The 13,871-nt window shown below is 71.2% G+C and carries 16 protein-coding genes and 1 pseudogene; 8 read left to right on the top strand and 9 right to left on the bottom strand.

The window, feature by feature from the left end; all coding sequences use genetic code 11:
* Nucleotides 1–186 precede the first annotated feature (186 nt).
* Nucleotides 187–879 (top strand): TerB family tellurite resistance protein, encoded by a 693-nt coding sequence (locus ACIQKA_RS09320; protein ID WP_402540546.1) that lies wholly within the window; start codon nucleotides 187–189, stop codon nucleotides 877–879.
* Nucleotides 880–961: 82 nt separating this feature from the next.
* Here the strand turns inward: ACIQKA_RS09320 and ACIQKA_RS09315 are convergent, their stop codons facing one another.
* The 3 genes and pseudogenes from ACIQKA_RS09315 to ACIQKA_RS09305 all read right to left on the bottom strand — a co-directional run.
* Nucleotides 962–2,332 (bottom strand): FAD-dependent oxidoreductase, encoded by a 1,371-nt coding sequence (locus ACIQKA_RS09315; RefSeq protein WP_402540545.1) that lies wholly within the window; start codon nucleotides 2,330–2,332, stop codon nucleotides 962–964.
* A gap of 144 nt (nucleotides 2,333–2,476) precedes the next feature.
* Complete coding sequence (locus ACIQKA_RS09310) at nucleotides 2,477–2,743, bottom strand: DUF397 domain-containing protein (RefSeq protein ID WP_402540543.1); 267 nt, start codon at nucleotides 2,741–2,743, stop codon at nucleotides 2,477–2,479.
* Nucleotides 2,728–3,153 (bottom strand): annotated as a pseudogene (locus tag ACIQKA_RS09305) (Scr1 family TA system antitoxin-like transcriptional regulator); the annotation flags it as partial. The gene ACIQKA_RS09310 and the pseudogene ACIQKA_RS09305, both read right to left, overlap by 16 nt.
* 92 nt (nucleotides 3,154–3,245) lie before the next feature.
* Here ACIQKA_RS09305 and ACIQKA_RS09300 point away from each other — a divergent pair.
* The 4 genes from ACIQKA_RS09300 to ACIQKA_RS09285 all read left to right on the top strand — a co-directional run bounded on the left by ACIQKA_RS09300 (nucleotide 3,246) and on the right by ACIQKA_RS09285 (nucleotide 5,404).
* Nucleotides 3,246–3,506 (top strand): hypothetical protein, encoded by a 261-nt coding sequence (locus tag ACIQKA_RS09300; RefSeq protein WP_402540542.1) that lies wholly within the window; start codon nucleotides 3,246–3,248, stop codon nucleotides 3,504–3,506.
* Nucleotides 3,503–3,718, top strand: coding sequence for a hypothetical protein (locus tag ACIQKA_RS09295; RefSeq protein ID WP_062755819.1), 216 nt, complete (start codon nucleotides 3,503–3,505; stop codon nucleotides 3,716–3,718). The genes ACIQKA_RS09300 and ACIQKA_RS09295 overlap by 4 nt, the downstream gene beginning before the upstream one ends.
* Nucleotides 3,719–3,806: 88 nt before the next feature.
* A complete protein-coding gene (recO, locus tag ACIQKA_RS09290; protein WP_383151044.1) occupies nucleotides 3,807–4,556 on the top strand; it encodes a DNA repair protein RecO in 750 nt (249 codons plus the stop codon).
* Between the two features lie 23 nt (nucleotides 4,557–4,579).
* Nucleotides 4,580–5,404, top strand: a complete 825-nt coding sequence (locus tag ACIQKA_RS09285; RefSeq protein WP_376232724.1) for an isoprenyl transferase — start codon at nucleotides 4,580–4,582, stop codon at nucleotides 5,402–5,404.
* Nucleotides 5,405–5,482: 78 nt separating this feature from the next.
* Here ACIQKA_RS09285 and ACIQKA_RS09280 read toward each other — a convergent pair whose 3' ends face one another.
* From ACIQKA_RS09280 to ACIQKA_RS09265, 4 genes are all read right to left on the bottom strand, one after another.
* Complete coding sequence (locus ACIQKA_RS09280; protein ID WP_383151045.1) at nucleotides 5,483–5,893, bottom strand: Fur family transcriptional regulator; 411 nt, start codon at nucleotides 5,891–5,893, stop codon at nucleotides 5,483–5,485.
* A gap of 72 nt (nucleotides 5,894–5,965) precedes the next feature.
* Entirely contained in the window at nucleotides 5,966–6,859 is an 894-nt protein-coding gene (locus ACIQKA_RS09275; protein ID WP_402540541.1) for a metal ABC transporter permease, read from the bottom strand.
* 1 nt (nucleotide 6,860) lies between these two features.
* Entirely contained in the window at nucleotides 6,861–7,646 is a 786-nt protein-coding gene (locus tag ACIQKA_RS09270; protein WP_402540540.1) for a metal ABC transporter ATP-binding protein, read from the bottom strand.
* Between the two features lie 26 nt (nucleotides 7,647–7,672).
* Complete coding sequence (locus ACIQKA_RS09265) at nucleotides 7,673–8,662, bottom strand: metal ABC transporter substrate-binding protein (RefSeq protein WP_402540539.1); 990 nt, start codon at nucleotides 8,660–8,662, stop codon at nucleotides 7,673–7,675.
* Nucleotides 8,663–8,896: 234 nt separating this feature from the next.
* On the opposite strand from ACIQKA_RS09265, the gene ACIQKA_RS09260 reads away from it, so the two are divergent.
* Entirely contained in the window at nucleotides 8,897–10,279 is a 1,383-nt protein-coding gene (locus ACIQKA_RS09260; RefSeq protein WP_383151049.1) for a glycine--tRNA ligase, read from the top strand.
* A 106-nt stretch (nucleotides 10,280–10,385) separates the two neighbouring features.
* On the opposite strand, the gene ACIQKA_RS09255 is transcribed toward ACIQKA_RS09260, so the two are convergent.
* Both ACIQKA_RS09255 and ACIQKA_RS09250 read right to left on the bottom strand, forming a co-directional pair.
* Complete coding sequence (locus tag ACIQKA_RS09255; protein ID WP_376232604.1) at nucleotides 10,386–10,973, bottom strand: TetR family transcriptional regulator; 588 nt, start codon at nucleotides 10,971–10,973, stop codon at nucleotides 10,386–10,388.
* Nucleotides 10,974–11,024: 51 nt separating this feature from the next.
* Complete coding sequence (locus ACIQKA_RS09250; RefSeq protein ID WP_383440643.1) at nucleotides 11,025–12,080, bottom strand: aldo/keto reductase; 1,056 nt, start codon at nucleotides 12,078–12,080, stop codon at nucleotides 11,025–11,027.
* 202 nt (nucleotides 12,081–12,282) lie between these two features.
* Between ACIQKA_RS09250 and ACIQKA_RS09245 the strand changes: the two genes are divergently transcribed.
* On the top strand, nucleotides 12,283–12,513 hold the full coding sequence (locus ACIQKA_RS09245) for a DUF6243 family protein (RefSeq protein WP_402540536.1): 231 nt from the start codon (nucleotides 12,283–12,285) through the stop codon (nucleotides 12,511–12,513).
* Nucleotides 12,514–12,669: 156 nt separating this feature from the next.
* Complete coding sequence (gene dusB, locus ACIQKA_RS09240; RefSeq protein ID WP_383151053.1) at nucleotides 12,670–13,806, top strand: tRNA dihydrouridine synthase DusB; 1,137 nt, start codon at nucleotides 12,670–12,672, stop codon at nucleotides 13,804–13,806.
* Nucleotides 13,807–13,871: the final 65 nt, after the last annotated feature.

Below are 13,871 nucleotides of genomic sequence, written 5' to 3'. Positions count from 1 at the left end.
GCGTCCCGGCAGGGGCGGGGACGCGGACGCGGGACCACCCGGGAGGGTGATTCCACGGCGGTCGAACGGTGACGTGTCTCGGCCATCTCCACGGTGAACTGACGACGGGGTACTGACGCCACATCACGGATGTGGCTAACATCACGCCCACGCCGGCAGCGCAGCCGGGGCGTCGAGGAGGTGCGTATGCGGTCTGCCCGGAATTCACGTGATGGGAAAGCGGGCATCTGCGGGATCCGCACCTCCTGGAACACCGTGGGGGACGGCGAGTTCTTCTGCGAGGTGTGCGGGGGCGACCGCAACTACCGGCGGCGCACCGGCCGCCGCAGGTTCGCCGTCCTGGGCGTCCCCGTCCTGCCCCGGGGCTGTACGGGCCCCGTCGTCGAGTGCGCGGCCTGTCACACGCACTTCGGCACGGAGGCGCTCGACCACCCGACGACGAGCCGTTTCTCCGCGATGCTGCGGGACGGCGTCCACACCGTCGCCCTGGCCGTCCTCGCGGCCGGCGGCACCGACTCCCGCGCCGTCCTGGACCGGGCCGTCAGCGCGGTCCGCTCCGCCGGCTTCGCGGAGTGCACGGCCGTCCAGCTCGTCGACCTCGTGGAGGCCCTGGAGGCCGACACGGGGCGCTTCATGCCCGAGGTGAACCCCGAGGGCACCCTCCTCGCGATCGAGCTGCACGAGGCGCTGGAGCCGCTCTCCCCGCACCTGGCCCCCTCCGGGCGGGAGTCGATCCTCGTCCAGGCGGCCCGGATCGCCCTGGCCGACGGCCCGTACCGCCCGGCCGAGATGGAGGTCCTCGGCACCGTCGGCAACGCGCTCTCGCTGGCCCCGGACGACACCGTCCGGCTGCTCACCTCCGCGCGGACGGTCTCCTGAGCCCGGGAGAAGCGCCGGGAGACGGCTCCGCGAGGACCCGGATCCCCTCCGAGTCCTCGCGGTCGACGCACCGGAGCGGCGGTTACTCGACGGCGCCGCTCGCGCGCAGCATGTCCTCGCGCTCCACGATCTTCACGCGCTCGCGGCCCTGCGGCTCGCCGAGCGCCTTCTCGGCGGCGTCCAGGGCGTACCAGCCCTCCCACGTGGTGTACGTGACGCCCTTGCCCTCCAGGAAGGACACGACGGCGTCCGTCTCCGGGGCGGCCGGGTCGAGCAGGCGCCCGTTCGCGAAGTCGTCCAGGAGGTTCGCCACGGTCTCGTTGGCGTCGCCCTTGGTGTGGCCGATGAGGCCGACCGGGCCGCGCCGGATCCAGCCGGTGACGTAGGTCGACGCCAGGTGCTCGCCGTTCTCCTGGACGACCCGGCCGCCCTGGTCCGGGACGGTGCCGCTGACGGCGTCCCACGGGAGCTTCGGCAGCTCGTCCGAGAGGTAGCCGACCGCGCGGTAGACGGCCTGGACGTCCCAGTCGGTGGTCCGGCCGGTGCCCCGGACGTTGCCGGTGCCGTCCAGCTCGGTGCGCTCGGTGCGCAGGCCGACGACCTTGCCGTCCTCGCCGAGGACCTCGACCGGGGACTCGAAGAAGTGCAGGAAGAGCTTGTGCGGGCGGTCGCCGATGTCGCGGATCGCCCAGTTCTCCAGGGTCTTCGCGACCATGTCGGTCTGCTTGTTCTTGCGGCGGTCCGCGATCGAGCCCTCGTCGTAGTCGATGTCCTCGGGGTTGACGACGACCTCGATGTTGGGGGAGTGGTCCAGCTCGCGCAGCTCCATGGGGCTGAACTTCGCCTGCGCCGGGCCGCGACGGCCGAAGACGTGGACTTCGAGCGCCTTGTTGGCCTTCAGGCCCTCGTAGACGTTGGCCGGGATCTCGGTCGGCAGCAGCTCGTCCGCCGTCTTCGCCAGGATGCGGGCGATGTCGAGGGCCACGTTGCCGACGCCGAGGACGGCGACCTTCTCGGCGGACAGGTCCCAGGTGCGCGGGACGTCCGGGTGGCCGTCGTACCAGGAGGCGAAGTCGGCGGCGCCGAGGCAGCCGTCCAGCTCCACGCCGGGGATCTTCAGCTCGCGGTCCGCCATGGCGCCGGTCGAGAAGACCACGGCGTCGTAGAAGGAGCGCAGGTCGTCCAGGTGCACGTCGGTGCCGTAGTCGACGTTGCCGAACAGGCGGACCTGCGGCTTGTCGAGCACCTGGTGCAGCGCGGTGATGATGCCCTTGATGCGCGGGTGGTCGGGGGCGACGCCGTAGCGGATCAGGCCGAAGGGCGCCGGCATCCGCTCGAAGATGTCGATCGACACGCCCGGCTCGGCGGCGGCCTCGGACTTCAGCAGCGCATCGGCGGCGTAGATTCCGGCGGGGCCGGCGCCGACGATCGCGACCCGGAGGGGGCGGGGCATGACAGGGTTCCCTTCGCAGCGACATGGCGGCGAAGCCGCCGACACTTAGGTCACCCTAAATAATGCACGACCCGGAGCGGTACCCCGCCCCTGTCTATGAGGTCATAAGGCAGGCTTATGACTTCCCAAGGGCAGGCTTGGGGGTCATCCGGCCAGGTGCCCCGCGAAGGCCGCCCAGGCGTCGGCCCGCACAGCGAGGGCGGGGCCGGGGTTCTTGCCGTCCCGGACGGGGACGGCGCCGGGGACGTCGTCCAGGGCCTCGACGCGGTTCCCGCCGTCGCCGTCGCCGTTGCTGCTCTTGCGCCGGGCGGCGTCCGCGAGGTCGTACGAGCCTACGGCGGGGTCGCCGCCCGACGTGTTGCCGTAGGAGTTCTCGAACCGGTGGGCGCGGGTCGGGTCGTACGCGCGCATCGTCCGAAGTCCTCCGCCGCCGACTCGATCGGGGTCGGGGACGCCTCTGGCGACAAGGCGGTGGCCCTGAGCGGATCGTAGGCGCGCCGTGCATTCTTCACCCCTGCCGGATCGTCGAGGAGCGTCCCCGAAAACTCCGTCTCCGTACGGGCCGTTGGCGGTTGGTCCGCGAAGTCCACGAGCTTGCGCCGTGTTCGTTCGAAAATACCGCCGGTTTGTAGGATCTCGTTGATTCGTTTCGCCACATCGAGCTGTGGTTTTCGAATTCCCTGCTCGAACGGGCCGATGCGACCGCCCGAAACGAACACCCGTCCGCCCAGGTCGCCCCTGGAGGGGCCCGCCGCCTCCCTGCGTTCCTCCGGGAGTTCTCCGAAGAACCCCCGCACGTCCTGCCGCTCGCCTCTGGCCATGGATTAACTCCCCTGCCCCACCGCGCAGTTGTCGGCGTGCGCAGCTGACGATTCTACGGATCAGGGGTCACCCTGGAGAGGCGAAGCCGGAAATGGATTCAGAAAGGCATACGTTGGTGAAGGAAGACATCACGAAGGCGTCCACGGGGACGGTCGGAGCCGCGCAAGAGACGGTGGCGGAATTGCGCGAGGCGCTCGCGAGCGCGGGAATCACCCTTCCCTCGCTCGGCCTCGACGTCGTCACCCTCGCCGCCGATCCCCCGAGGCCGCTCGTGGAATTGGGATGCTGCACGGTGGAAACGGCCCGGCTCCTCGCCGCCGCCGTACTGCCGAGGGAGGAGAGTCGATCGTGACGCTGCCCATCGGGTCGTACGTCGTCGAGATCCGCACCGGACGGGTCGGGAGGCTCATGGGGCACGAGGGGCCCTACGTCCAGATCCGCCCGCTGGGCGGCGGACGGGAGTGGGACGTGGAGCCCGAGGGGGTGCGGGAGGCCACCTCGGCCGAGCGCCTGAGCGCCGCCACCGCGCACGTCAACGCGCGCAGCCGGGGCGAGGTGCCTTGAGCGGCGGCGGGGCCCCGTAGCGCTCCCGTGCGGCACCGGCGCCCGGCCCCGGACCCGGGTGTCGGTGCCGTACGGGAGAATGGGCCGCATGAGTCTGTTCCGCGACGACGGCATCGTGCTGCGCACCCAGAAACTGGGTGAAGCGGACCGCATCATCACCCTCCTCACGCGCGGTCACGGGCGCGTACGCGCCGTGGCGCGGGGCGTGCGGCGCACGAAGTCGAAGTTCGGGGCCCGGCTCGAACCCTTCTCCCACGTGGACGTGCAGTTCTTCGCCCGGGGGAGCGAGCTGGTCGGACGCGGCCTGCCGCTCTGCACGCAGAGCGAGACCATCGCCGCGTACGGCGGCGGGATCGTCACCGACTACGCCCGCTACACGGCCGGCACGGCCATGCTGGAGACGGCCGAGCGGTTCACCGACCACGAGGGCGAGCCGGCCGTCCAGCAGTACCTGCTGCTCGTCGGGGGCCTGCGGACCCTCGCCCGGGGCGAGCACGCCCCCCATCTGATCCTGGACGCCTTCCTGCTGCGCTCCCTCGCCGTGAACGGCTACGCGCCCAGCTTCGGGGACTGCGCCAGATGCGGACTCCCGGGGCCGAACCGGTTCTTCTCGGTCGCGGCGGGCGGAGTCATATGCGGCGACTGCCGGGTGCCCGGAAGCGTCGTACCCTCTGCGGAGGCCATCGGCCTGCTCAGCGCGCTCCTCACCGGCGACTGGGCGACGGCGGACGCGTGCGAGCCGCGTCACGTCAGGGAGGGCAGCGGACTCGTCTCCGCCTACCTGCACTGGCACCTGGAGCGTGGCCTGCGCTCCCTGCGATACGTAGAGAAGACCTAGGTAGGAGATCCATCGCCATGGCCATCGCACGACGCGGAATCCTCGGGCGGCAGCGCCGGGAGTACAAGCTGCCCGAGCCGCACCCGTCCGGCGCCCGCCCGCCGAAGCTCCCGGCCGAGCTGGTGCCGAACCACGTGGCCTGCGTGATGGACGGGAACGGCCGCTGGGCCAAGGAGCGCGGCCTGCCGCGCACCGAGGGCCACAAGGTCGGCGAGGGCGTCGTCCTGGACGTGCTCAAGGGCTGCCTGGAGATGGGCGTCAAGAACCTCTCCCTCTACGCCTTCTCCACCGAGAACTGGAAGCGCTCGCCCGACGAGGTCCGCTTCCTCATGAACTTCAACCGGGACGTCATCCGCCGCCGCCGCGACGAGATGGACGAGCTGGGCATCCGCATCCGCTGGGTCGGCCGCATGCCCAAGATGTGGAAGTCGGTCGTCCAGGAGCTCCAGATCGCCCAGGAGCAGACCGTCGGCAACGACGCCATGACCCTGTACTTCTGCGTCAACTACGGCGGGCGCGCCGAGATCGCGGACGCGGCGCAGGCCATCGCCCGGGACGTGGCGGCCGGGAGGCTGGACCCGTCGAAGGTCAACGAGAAGACCTTCCAGAAGTACCTGTACTACCCGGACATGCCGGACGTCGACCTCTTCCTGCGCCCGAGCGGCGAGCAGCGCACCTCGAACTACCTCATCTGGCAGAGCAGCTACGCCGAGATGATCTTCCAGGACGTGCTGTGGCCGGACTTCGACCGTCGCGACCTGTGGCGCGCCTGCGTCGAGTACGCCTCCCGCGACCGGCGCTTCGGCGGCGTCGACCCGGCCGACCTGGCCGTCCTCGACAAGGGCTGACCGGACCCGCCGCACGCGTGGGGGCCCGCACCGGAGAAAGTCCGGTGCGGGCCCCCACGGGCGTCCATGTACGTCAGGTCACTTCGCGGCGCACTCCGCGCACGTGCCGAAGATCTCCACCGTGTGCGCCACGTTCACGAAGCCGTGCTCGGCGGCGATCGCCTCGGCCCACTGCTCCACCATGGGGCCCTCCACCTCCACGGCCTTGCCGCAGAGGCGGCAGACCAGGTGGTGGTGGTGGTCGCCGGTCGAGCAGCGGCGGTAGACCGTCTCGCCGTCGCTGGTGCGCAGCGCGTCGACCTCGCCCGCGTCCGCCAGGGACTGGAGCGTGCGGTAGACGGTGGTGAGGCCGACCGAGTCGCCGCGGTGCTTGAGCATGTCGTGCAGCTCCTGCGCGCTGCGGAACTCGTCCACCTCGTTCAGTGCCGCCGACACGGCGGCCCGCTGCTTGGTCGAGCGGCCGCGTACGGGGGGTCCTGCCGTCACCACGGGGGCCTCCTTGGATGCTTGTCTGCCCCCGCCATTCTGCCAGCCCCCCGTGTCCCACGGACCGGTCGTGGCTCACACCCTCACGTCGTCGCCCGGCCGCCGCCCGGCCGGGACCCGTGCGTCGCAGGCCGCCGCGTCCGCCCCGGCCGCCCGGGCCCGCCGTTTGGCGAGCGGCGTGGCGAGCGCCGTGAGCAGGACGAAGACCCCGATCGCGTACAGCACGATCGTCGCGCCGGGCGGGGCCTCCACGTAGTACGTGGTGATCGTTCCCGACAGGGAGACGACGACCCCGATGAGGACCGCGCCGAGGAAAGTGGCGCGGAAGGAGCGGGTGAGCTGCTGGGCCGCCGCGACCGGGATCACCATGAGCGCGCTGACCAGGAGCAGGCCCACGACCCGCATGGCGACGGTGACGGTCACCGCGGCCGTGACCGCGATCAGCAGGTTCAGGGCGCGCACCGGCAGTCCGGTGACCCGGGCGAACTCCTCGTCCTGGCTGACCGCGAAGAGCCGGCGGCGCAGGCCGACGGTGACCAGGACCACGAAGGCGGCCAGGACCGTGATCGCGGTGACGTCCTCCGGCGAGACGGTGGTCAGCGAGCCGAAGAGGTACGAGGTGAGGTTGGCGTTGGAGCCGGTCGGCGAGAGGTTGATCAGCAGCACGCCGCCCGCCATGCCGCCGTAGAAGAGCAGCGCGAGCGCCAGGTCGCCGCGGGTCTTGCCGTACGCCCTGATCAGCTCCATCGCGACCGAGCCGGCGACGGCGACGAGGGTCGCCATCCAGACCGGGCTGGAGTTCAGCAGGAAGCCCAGGCCGACACCGGTCATGGCGACGTGGCCGATGCCGTCGCCCATCAGCGCCTGGCGGCGCTGGACGAGGTAGACGCCGACGGCGGGGGCGGTGATCCCGACCAGGAGGGCGGCGATCAGCGCCCGCTGCATGAAGGCGGGTTCGAGGAATTCCATGTCAGGTCAGCAGTCCCGTGCGGAGCGGCTCGCCGGCCGCGTGCGGATGTACGTGGTCGTGGCCGGGCAGCGCGTGCTGTCCGACGGCCTCGGGCGGCGGGCCGTCGTGGACGACGCAGCCGTCGCGCAGGACCACGGCCCGGTCGATCAGCGGCTCCAGGGGGCCCAGCTCGTGCAGGACGAGGAGGACGGTGGCGCCGCCCGCGACCTGCTCGCGCAGGGTCGCGGCCAGGATCTCCTGGCTGGCCAGGTCCACGCCCGCCATCGGCTCGTCCATGATCAGGAGTTCGGGCTCGGAGGCGAGCGCGCGGGCGATCAGGACCCGCTGGTGCTGGCCGCCGGAGAGGGCGTCGACGGAGTCCCCGGCGCGGTCGGCGAGGCCGACGAGGGCGATGGCCCGCTCGACGGCGGCCCGGTCCTGCTGGGCGAGCCGGCCGAAGCGGCGGCGGGAGAGGCGGCCCGAGGTGACGACCTCGCGGATGGTGGCGGGGACGCCGCTCGCGGCGGTGGTGCGCTGCGGCACGTACCCGACGCGGGCCCAGTCGCGGAACCGCTTCCGGTCGGTCCCGAACAGCTCGATCGTGCCGCTGGTCAGCGGCACCTGGCCGATGACGGAGCGGACGGCGGTGGACTTGCCGGAGCCGTTGGCGCCGAGCAGGGCGACGACCTCACCGCGGTGGACGGTGAGGTCGACGCCCCGGAGGACGGGGCGGCCGCCGAGGGCCGCGGTGGCCCCCCGGACGGAGACGACGGCTTCGGGGGCCTCGGTGGCGGTTTCCTGTGCCATGGGCCGTACCTCCTGCTGTGCGGTGGTCACTTGGCGCCGAGGGCCTTCTTCAGCGCGGTGAGGTTGGAGCGCATGACCTCGATGTAGTCGCTGCCCCGGGACTTGTCCGTGATGCCCTCCAGCGGGTCGAGCACGTCGGTCTTCAGACCGGTGTCGCCGGCGAGGGTCTTCGCGGTCCTGTCGCTCGCCAGGGTCTCGAAGAAGACCGTGGAGACCTTGTCCTTGGCCGCGATCTCCTGGAGCTCCTTCATGCGGGCGGGGCTCGGCTCGGACTCGGGGTCGACGCCGGAGATGCCCTCCTGCTCCAGGTGGTAGCGCTCGGCGAGGTAGCCGAAGGCGGAGTGGGTGGTGATGAAGGTGCGGGTCGCGGTGTTCTTCAGGCCCGTCTCGAACTCGGTGTTCAGCTCGCCGAGCTTCTTCACCAGGGCGTCGGTGTTCTTCCGGTAGTCGGCGGCGTGGTCCGGGTCGGCCTTCTCGAAGGCGCTGCCGACGCCCTTGGCGACCTCGGCGTACTTCACGGGGTCGAGCCAGACGTGGGGGTCGGTGCCGGCCTCGGAGCCGTGGTCGTGGCCCTCGTCCTCGGCGTGCTCGTGGCCCTCTTCGCCGTGACCGTGGTCGTGACCGGCTCCGGTGCCGTGCGCCTCCAGCTTCGTGAGCGTGGTGGCGTCGACCGTGTGCTTCGCGCCGGCCTGGGCGATCGCCTCGTCGACGGCGGGCTGGACGCCCTTGAGGTAGAGGATGACGTCGGCCTCGCCGAGCGAGCCGATCTGCTTCGGCTTGAGCTCCAGGTCGTGCGGCTCGACGCCGGGCTTGGTGAGCGTCTCGACGGCGACGTGGCCGCCGCCTATCTGCTCGGCCAGGTACTGCATCGGATAGAACGAGGTCACCACGTCCAGCTTGCCGCCCTTGCCCCCGTCGGCGGCGTCGGAGGTCCCGGCGCAGGCGGAGAGGGAGACGAGGCCGAGCGCGACGGCTCCGGCGAGGGCGGTGGTGGGTATCAGGCGACGTACGTTCATGACACTCATTTTCAACAAAATTGGAAACGGTTGTCAATTGCCTTCCGTGTGGTCCGGCCCACGCGACGCTCCGCCCTCCCTCCCGTCCCCCTTACCCGGAACCGATTTGATGCGGAGGGTACGGGCGCCGGTAACCTGTGGCATTCGCCCACCCGTCTCCCGACCACCACCCCCCACAGAGGCGCTTCGCGCCGCAGTTCCCACCCTTTCCGTCGTCGTAATGAAGAGAGCACCGTGGCCGCCGACAAGATCGACACCATCGTCAGCCTGAGCAAGCGCCGTGGCTTCGTTTTCCCCTGTAGCGAGATCTACGGCGGCCAGCGCGCCGCCTGGGACTACGGGCACCTGGGCGTCGAGCTCAAGGAGAACATCAAGCGCCAGTGGTGGCGTTACATGGTCACCTCGCGCGAGGACGTCGTCGGCATCGACTCGTCGGTCATCCTGGCGACCGAGGTCTGGGAGGCGTCCGGTCACGTCGCCACCTTCACCGACCCGCTGACCGAGTGCACCTCCTGCCACAAGCGCTTCCGCGCCGACCACCTGGAGGAGGCGTACGAGGAGAAGCACGGCCGTCTCCCGGAGAACGGCCTCGCCGACCTCAACTGCCCCCACTGCGGCAACAAGGGCACCTTCACCGAGCCCAAGAACTTCTCGGGCCTGCTCTCCACCCACCTCGGCCCGACCCAGGACTCCGGCTCCGTCGCCTACCTGCGTCCCGAGACCGCCCAGGGCATCTTCACCAACTTCAGCCAGGTGCAGACCACCGCGCGCAAGAAGCCCCCGTTCGGCATCGCGCAGATGGGCAAGTCCTTCCGGAACGAGATCACTCCGGGCAACTTCATCTTCCGGACCCGCGAGTTCGAACAGATGGAGATGGAGTTCTTCGTCAAGCCGGGCGAGGACGAGGAGTGGCAGGAGTACTGGATGCAGCAGCGCTGGAACTGGTACACCGGCCTCGGCCTGCGCGAGGAGAACATGCGCTGGTTCGAGCACCCGCAGGAGAAGCTCTCCCACTACTCCAAGCGCACCGCCGACATCGAGTACCGCTTCTCCTTCGGCGGCAGCGAGTGGGGCGAGCTGGAGGGCGTCGCCAACCGCACGGACTACGACCTGAGCGCCCACTCCAAGGCCTCCGGCGCCAGCCTGACCTACCTGGACCAGGAGTCCAACGAGCGCTACACGCCGTACGTCATCGAGCCGGCGGCCGGTGTCGGCCGCACGATGCTGGCCTTCCTGCTCGACGCGTACACCGAGGACGAGGCCCCCAACGCCAAGGGCGTCATGGAGAAGCGCGTCGTGCTGCGCCTCGACCACCGCCTGGCCCCGGTCAAGGCCGCGGTCCTGCCGCTCTCCCGCAACCCGCAGCTCTCCCCGAAGGCCAAGGGCCTGGCGGCGGACCTGCGCCAGAACTGGAACATCGAGTTCGACGACGCCGGCGCCATCGGCCGCCGCTACCGCCGCCAGGACGAGATCGGCACCCCGTTCTGCATCACCGTCGACTTCGACACCCTCGAGGACAACGCGGTGACCGTGCGCGAGCGCGACACCATGAAGCAGGAGCGCGTCTCCCTCGACCAGATCCAGGGCTACCTGGGCAGCCGCCTCCTCGGCTGCTGAGTCGCGGCGCCTTCCTGGAGGACGGCGGTACGGCAGCACGTCAGTACGGGGAAGCCCCCGGTTCCGGACCACGGAACCGGGGGCTTCCCCGTCGTACGGGCCCTTCTCAGGCGCGCAGGCCGCGCAGCAGCAGTTCCACCACGGCCTCGAACTCGGTCTCGATCGTCGGGCGCCGCCACTCCGGCGCGTAGGCCGGGTCGTGGAAGCGGGAGGTCGCGTCGAAGAGCGCGCGGGCCGTCGCGTCCGGGTCGGGGGCGGTGAACTCCGCCTCCCCGGCGCCCTCCGCCACGATCGACCGGACCTGGTCGATCAGGACGCCGATGTGCTGCTCCACCACGCCGCTGTTCTCGTCGATCAGCACGTTGTACGTGGCGAACAGCTCGGGGTCGTCGCCCGCCTTGTGCCGCTTGGCCTCGAAGAGGTGGGCGAACCAGGCGCGCAGCTTCTCCGGCGCCGGCCGGTCCGGGGCCGCGGTCAGCTCGGCGAGGGCGGTCTCGGTGCGCGAGAGCCACCGCTCGGTCACCGCCTCGCGCAACGCCGCCTTGGTGCGGAAGTGGCGGTAGACGCTGCCGTGACTGACGCCGAGGACCCGGGCCACGTCCACGACGGTCGCCTTCGCCGGGCCGTAGCGCCGCAGCACCTCCTCGGTTGCTTCGAGGATGCGCTCTGCGGTCAGGGTCTCGGTGGCGGCCATGGAAGGACAGTACCCGGCGGGTCCGGAGCGCCGGCCTCTGCCGGACACCCGTCAGTGCTCGCTGTCCAGGTGCGCCATCTGCGCCGCCGGGTACCGCTCGCCGGCCGCCGCGCCCGCCGGGACGGCCTCCTCGATCGCCGCCAGGTCGGCTGCGTCGAGCGTGACGTCCAGGGCGCCGAGCGCCTCCGCGAGCCGGTCCCGGCGCCGGGCGCCGATCAGCGGCACGACGTCCGCGCCCCGCCGCTCGCCCTGCGCCAGGACCCAGGCGACGGCGATCTGCGCAACGGAGGCGCCCTTGGCCTCCGCGAGCGCCCGCAGCCGGTCCACCAGGTCCAGGTTCCGCTGGAGGTTCTCGCCCTGGAAGCGCGGGCTCATGCCCCGGAAGTCGCCGGGCGCCAGCTCCCGGTCCCGGGTGAAGTGGCCGCTGATCAGGCCGCGCGAGAGCACGCCGTAGGCCGTGATCCCGATGCCGAGCTCGCGGGCGGTGGGCAGGATCTTCTCCTCGATGGAGCGGGAGATCAGCGAGTACTCGATCTGGAGGTCCGCGATCGGGGTCACGGCCGCCGCCCGGCGCAGGGTGTCCGCGCCGACCTCGGAGAGCCCGACGTGCCGCACGTGCCCCGCCTCGACCAGCTCGGCGATGGCGCCGACGGTCTCCTCGATCGGCACGTCCGGGTCGACGCGGGCGATCCGGTAGACGTCGATGTGGTCGGTGCCCAGGCGCTGGAGCGAGTACGCCGCGAAGTTCTTCACGGCGGCCGGCCGCCCGTCGTAGCCGGTGAAGCCGCCCTCGACCGTGCGGAGCGCGCCGAACTTCACGCTGGTGAGGGCCTGCTCGCGGGCGGCGGCGGGCGCGGTCCGCAGCGCCTCGGCTATCAGCAGTTCGTTGTGCCCCATCCCGTAGAAGTCGCCGGTGTCGAGGAGGGTCACCCCGGCGTCCAGGGCGGCGTGGATCGTCGCGATCGACTCGGCGCGGTCGCTCTCGCCGTACAGCGCGGACATGCCCATGCAGCCGAGGCCCAGGGCGGAGACCCGGGGGCCGGTGGCGCCGAGCGGACGGGTGGGGACGCGGTCGGGGGAGGACGTGGTGCTCCGGGTCGTGGTCATGATTCAACCATGGCATGTGCGATGACAGATTTCAATATCTGTCATTCCTTCGGGTGGTGCGGGGAAAATCGGGTGCCGCCGGGACGGGGCCGGGGTAGCGTCCCCGGCATGTACGCGTTCTTCCAGATCTACGAGTGAGCACTCCGTGCCGGGGCTGACCCGGCCCGACCACCGACCACCTCACCACTGACGGGAGAACCCCATGGCGAAGGGCCGCAACAACCTCCTCGGCGTCGGCGGACAGCGCAAGAAGCTGTCCCGCGCCGACCAGCAGGCCACCACCCGGGACCGCGCCGCCGACCGGCGCACGGCCGAGGACCAGAAGCAGGAGCTCCTGAAGAAGATGCGCGAACGCGCGCAGGGAGCCGAGGGCGGCACGGAGGGCGCCGGGGGCGCTCGGGACGCCGCTCCCGCGGGCACCGACCGGGAGTAGGCGCGACGTGACGGAGGGGCCGGGGCGCGCACGCGCGCGCCGGCCCCTCCGCCGTACCCCCGTGTCCGGACCGGCCGGGGCCGCCCGGACGTGAGGTCGGGCATGTGCGGACAGTACGGCTGACTCATGACCGCCGCCGTACGCGACAATGGGCCCATGACCGCGTTCACCCCCCTCGCCATCGGGCCGCACATCGTGCAGCCGCCGGTGGTGCTCGCCCCGATGGCCGGCATCACCAACGCCCCCTTCCGCACCCTCTGCCGCGAGTACTCCGGCGGCAAGGGGCTGTTCGTGAGCGAGATGATCACGACGCGCGCCCTGGTCGAGCGCAACGAGAAGACGATGCAGCTCATCCGGTTCGACGAGACGGAGAAGCCGCGTTCGATCCAGCTCTACGGGGTGGACCCGGTGACGGTCGGCAAGGCCGTGCGGATGATCGTCGACGAGGACCTGGCCGACCACATCGACCTGAACTTCGGCTGCCCGGTCCCCAAGGTGACCCGGAAGGGCGGCGGCTCGGCCCTGCCCTACAAGCGGCCGCTGCTGCGGGCGATCCTGCACGAGGCCGTGACCAACGCGGGCGACCTGCCGGTCACGATGAAGATGCGCAAGGGCATCGACGACGACCACATCACCTTCCTGGACGCGGGCCGGATCGCGGTCGAGGAGGGCGTCACGGCGATCGCCCTGCACGGGCGGACGGCGGCCCAGCACTACGGCGGCACGGCCGACTGGGACGCCATCGCGCGCCTCAAGGAGCACGTGCCGGAGATCCCGGTCCTCGGCAACGGCGACATCTGGTCGGCCGACGACGCCCTGCGGATGATGCGCGAGACCGGCTGCGACGGCGTGGTCGTCGGACGCGGCTGCCTGGGCCGCCCGTGGCTCTTCGGGGACCTTGTGGCGGGCTTCGAGGGCACGGGCGCCTATGCCCGGCCGCACCTGCGGGAGGTCGCGGACGCGATGGTGCGGCACGCGCGGCTGCTCGGCGAGTGGCTCGGGGACGAGGCACGCGGTGTCATCGACTTCCGCAAGCACGTCGCCTGGTACCTGAAGGGCTTCGCGGTCGGTTCGGAGATGCGCAAGAAGCTGGCGATCACCTCCTCCCTGGACGAGCTGCGCGCTCAGTTGAGCGAGCTCGACCTGGACCAGGCCTGGCCCGTCGGCGCGGACGGCCCCCGCGGCCGTACGTCCGGAAACAACCGGGTTGTCCTGCCGGACGGCTGGTTGAAGGACCCGTACGACTGCTCCGGCGTGAGCGAGGACGCGGAGCTGGACACGTCCGGCGGCTGAGATTCAAGCCTTTCTCGGGGAGTGATCCTCGCCACCCTTGAGGGGGTGGGTGCTCACATGAGCAG

This window comes from Streptomyces sp. NPDC092045, assembly GCF_044756005.1.
In the GTDB taxonomy this organism is placed as follows: Bacteria; Actinomycetota; Actinomycetes; order Streptomycetales; family Streptomycetaceae; genus Streptomyces.
The sequence above is the reverse complement of the archived record's forward strand: the minus strand, read 5'-3'. Positions and strand labels throughout refer to the sequence as shown.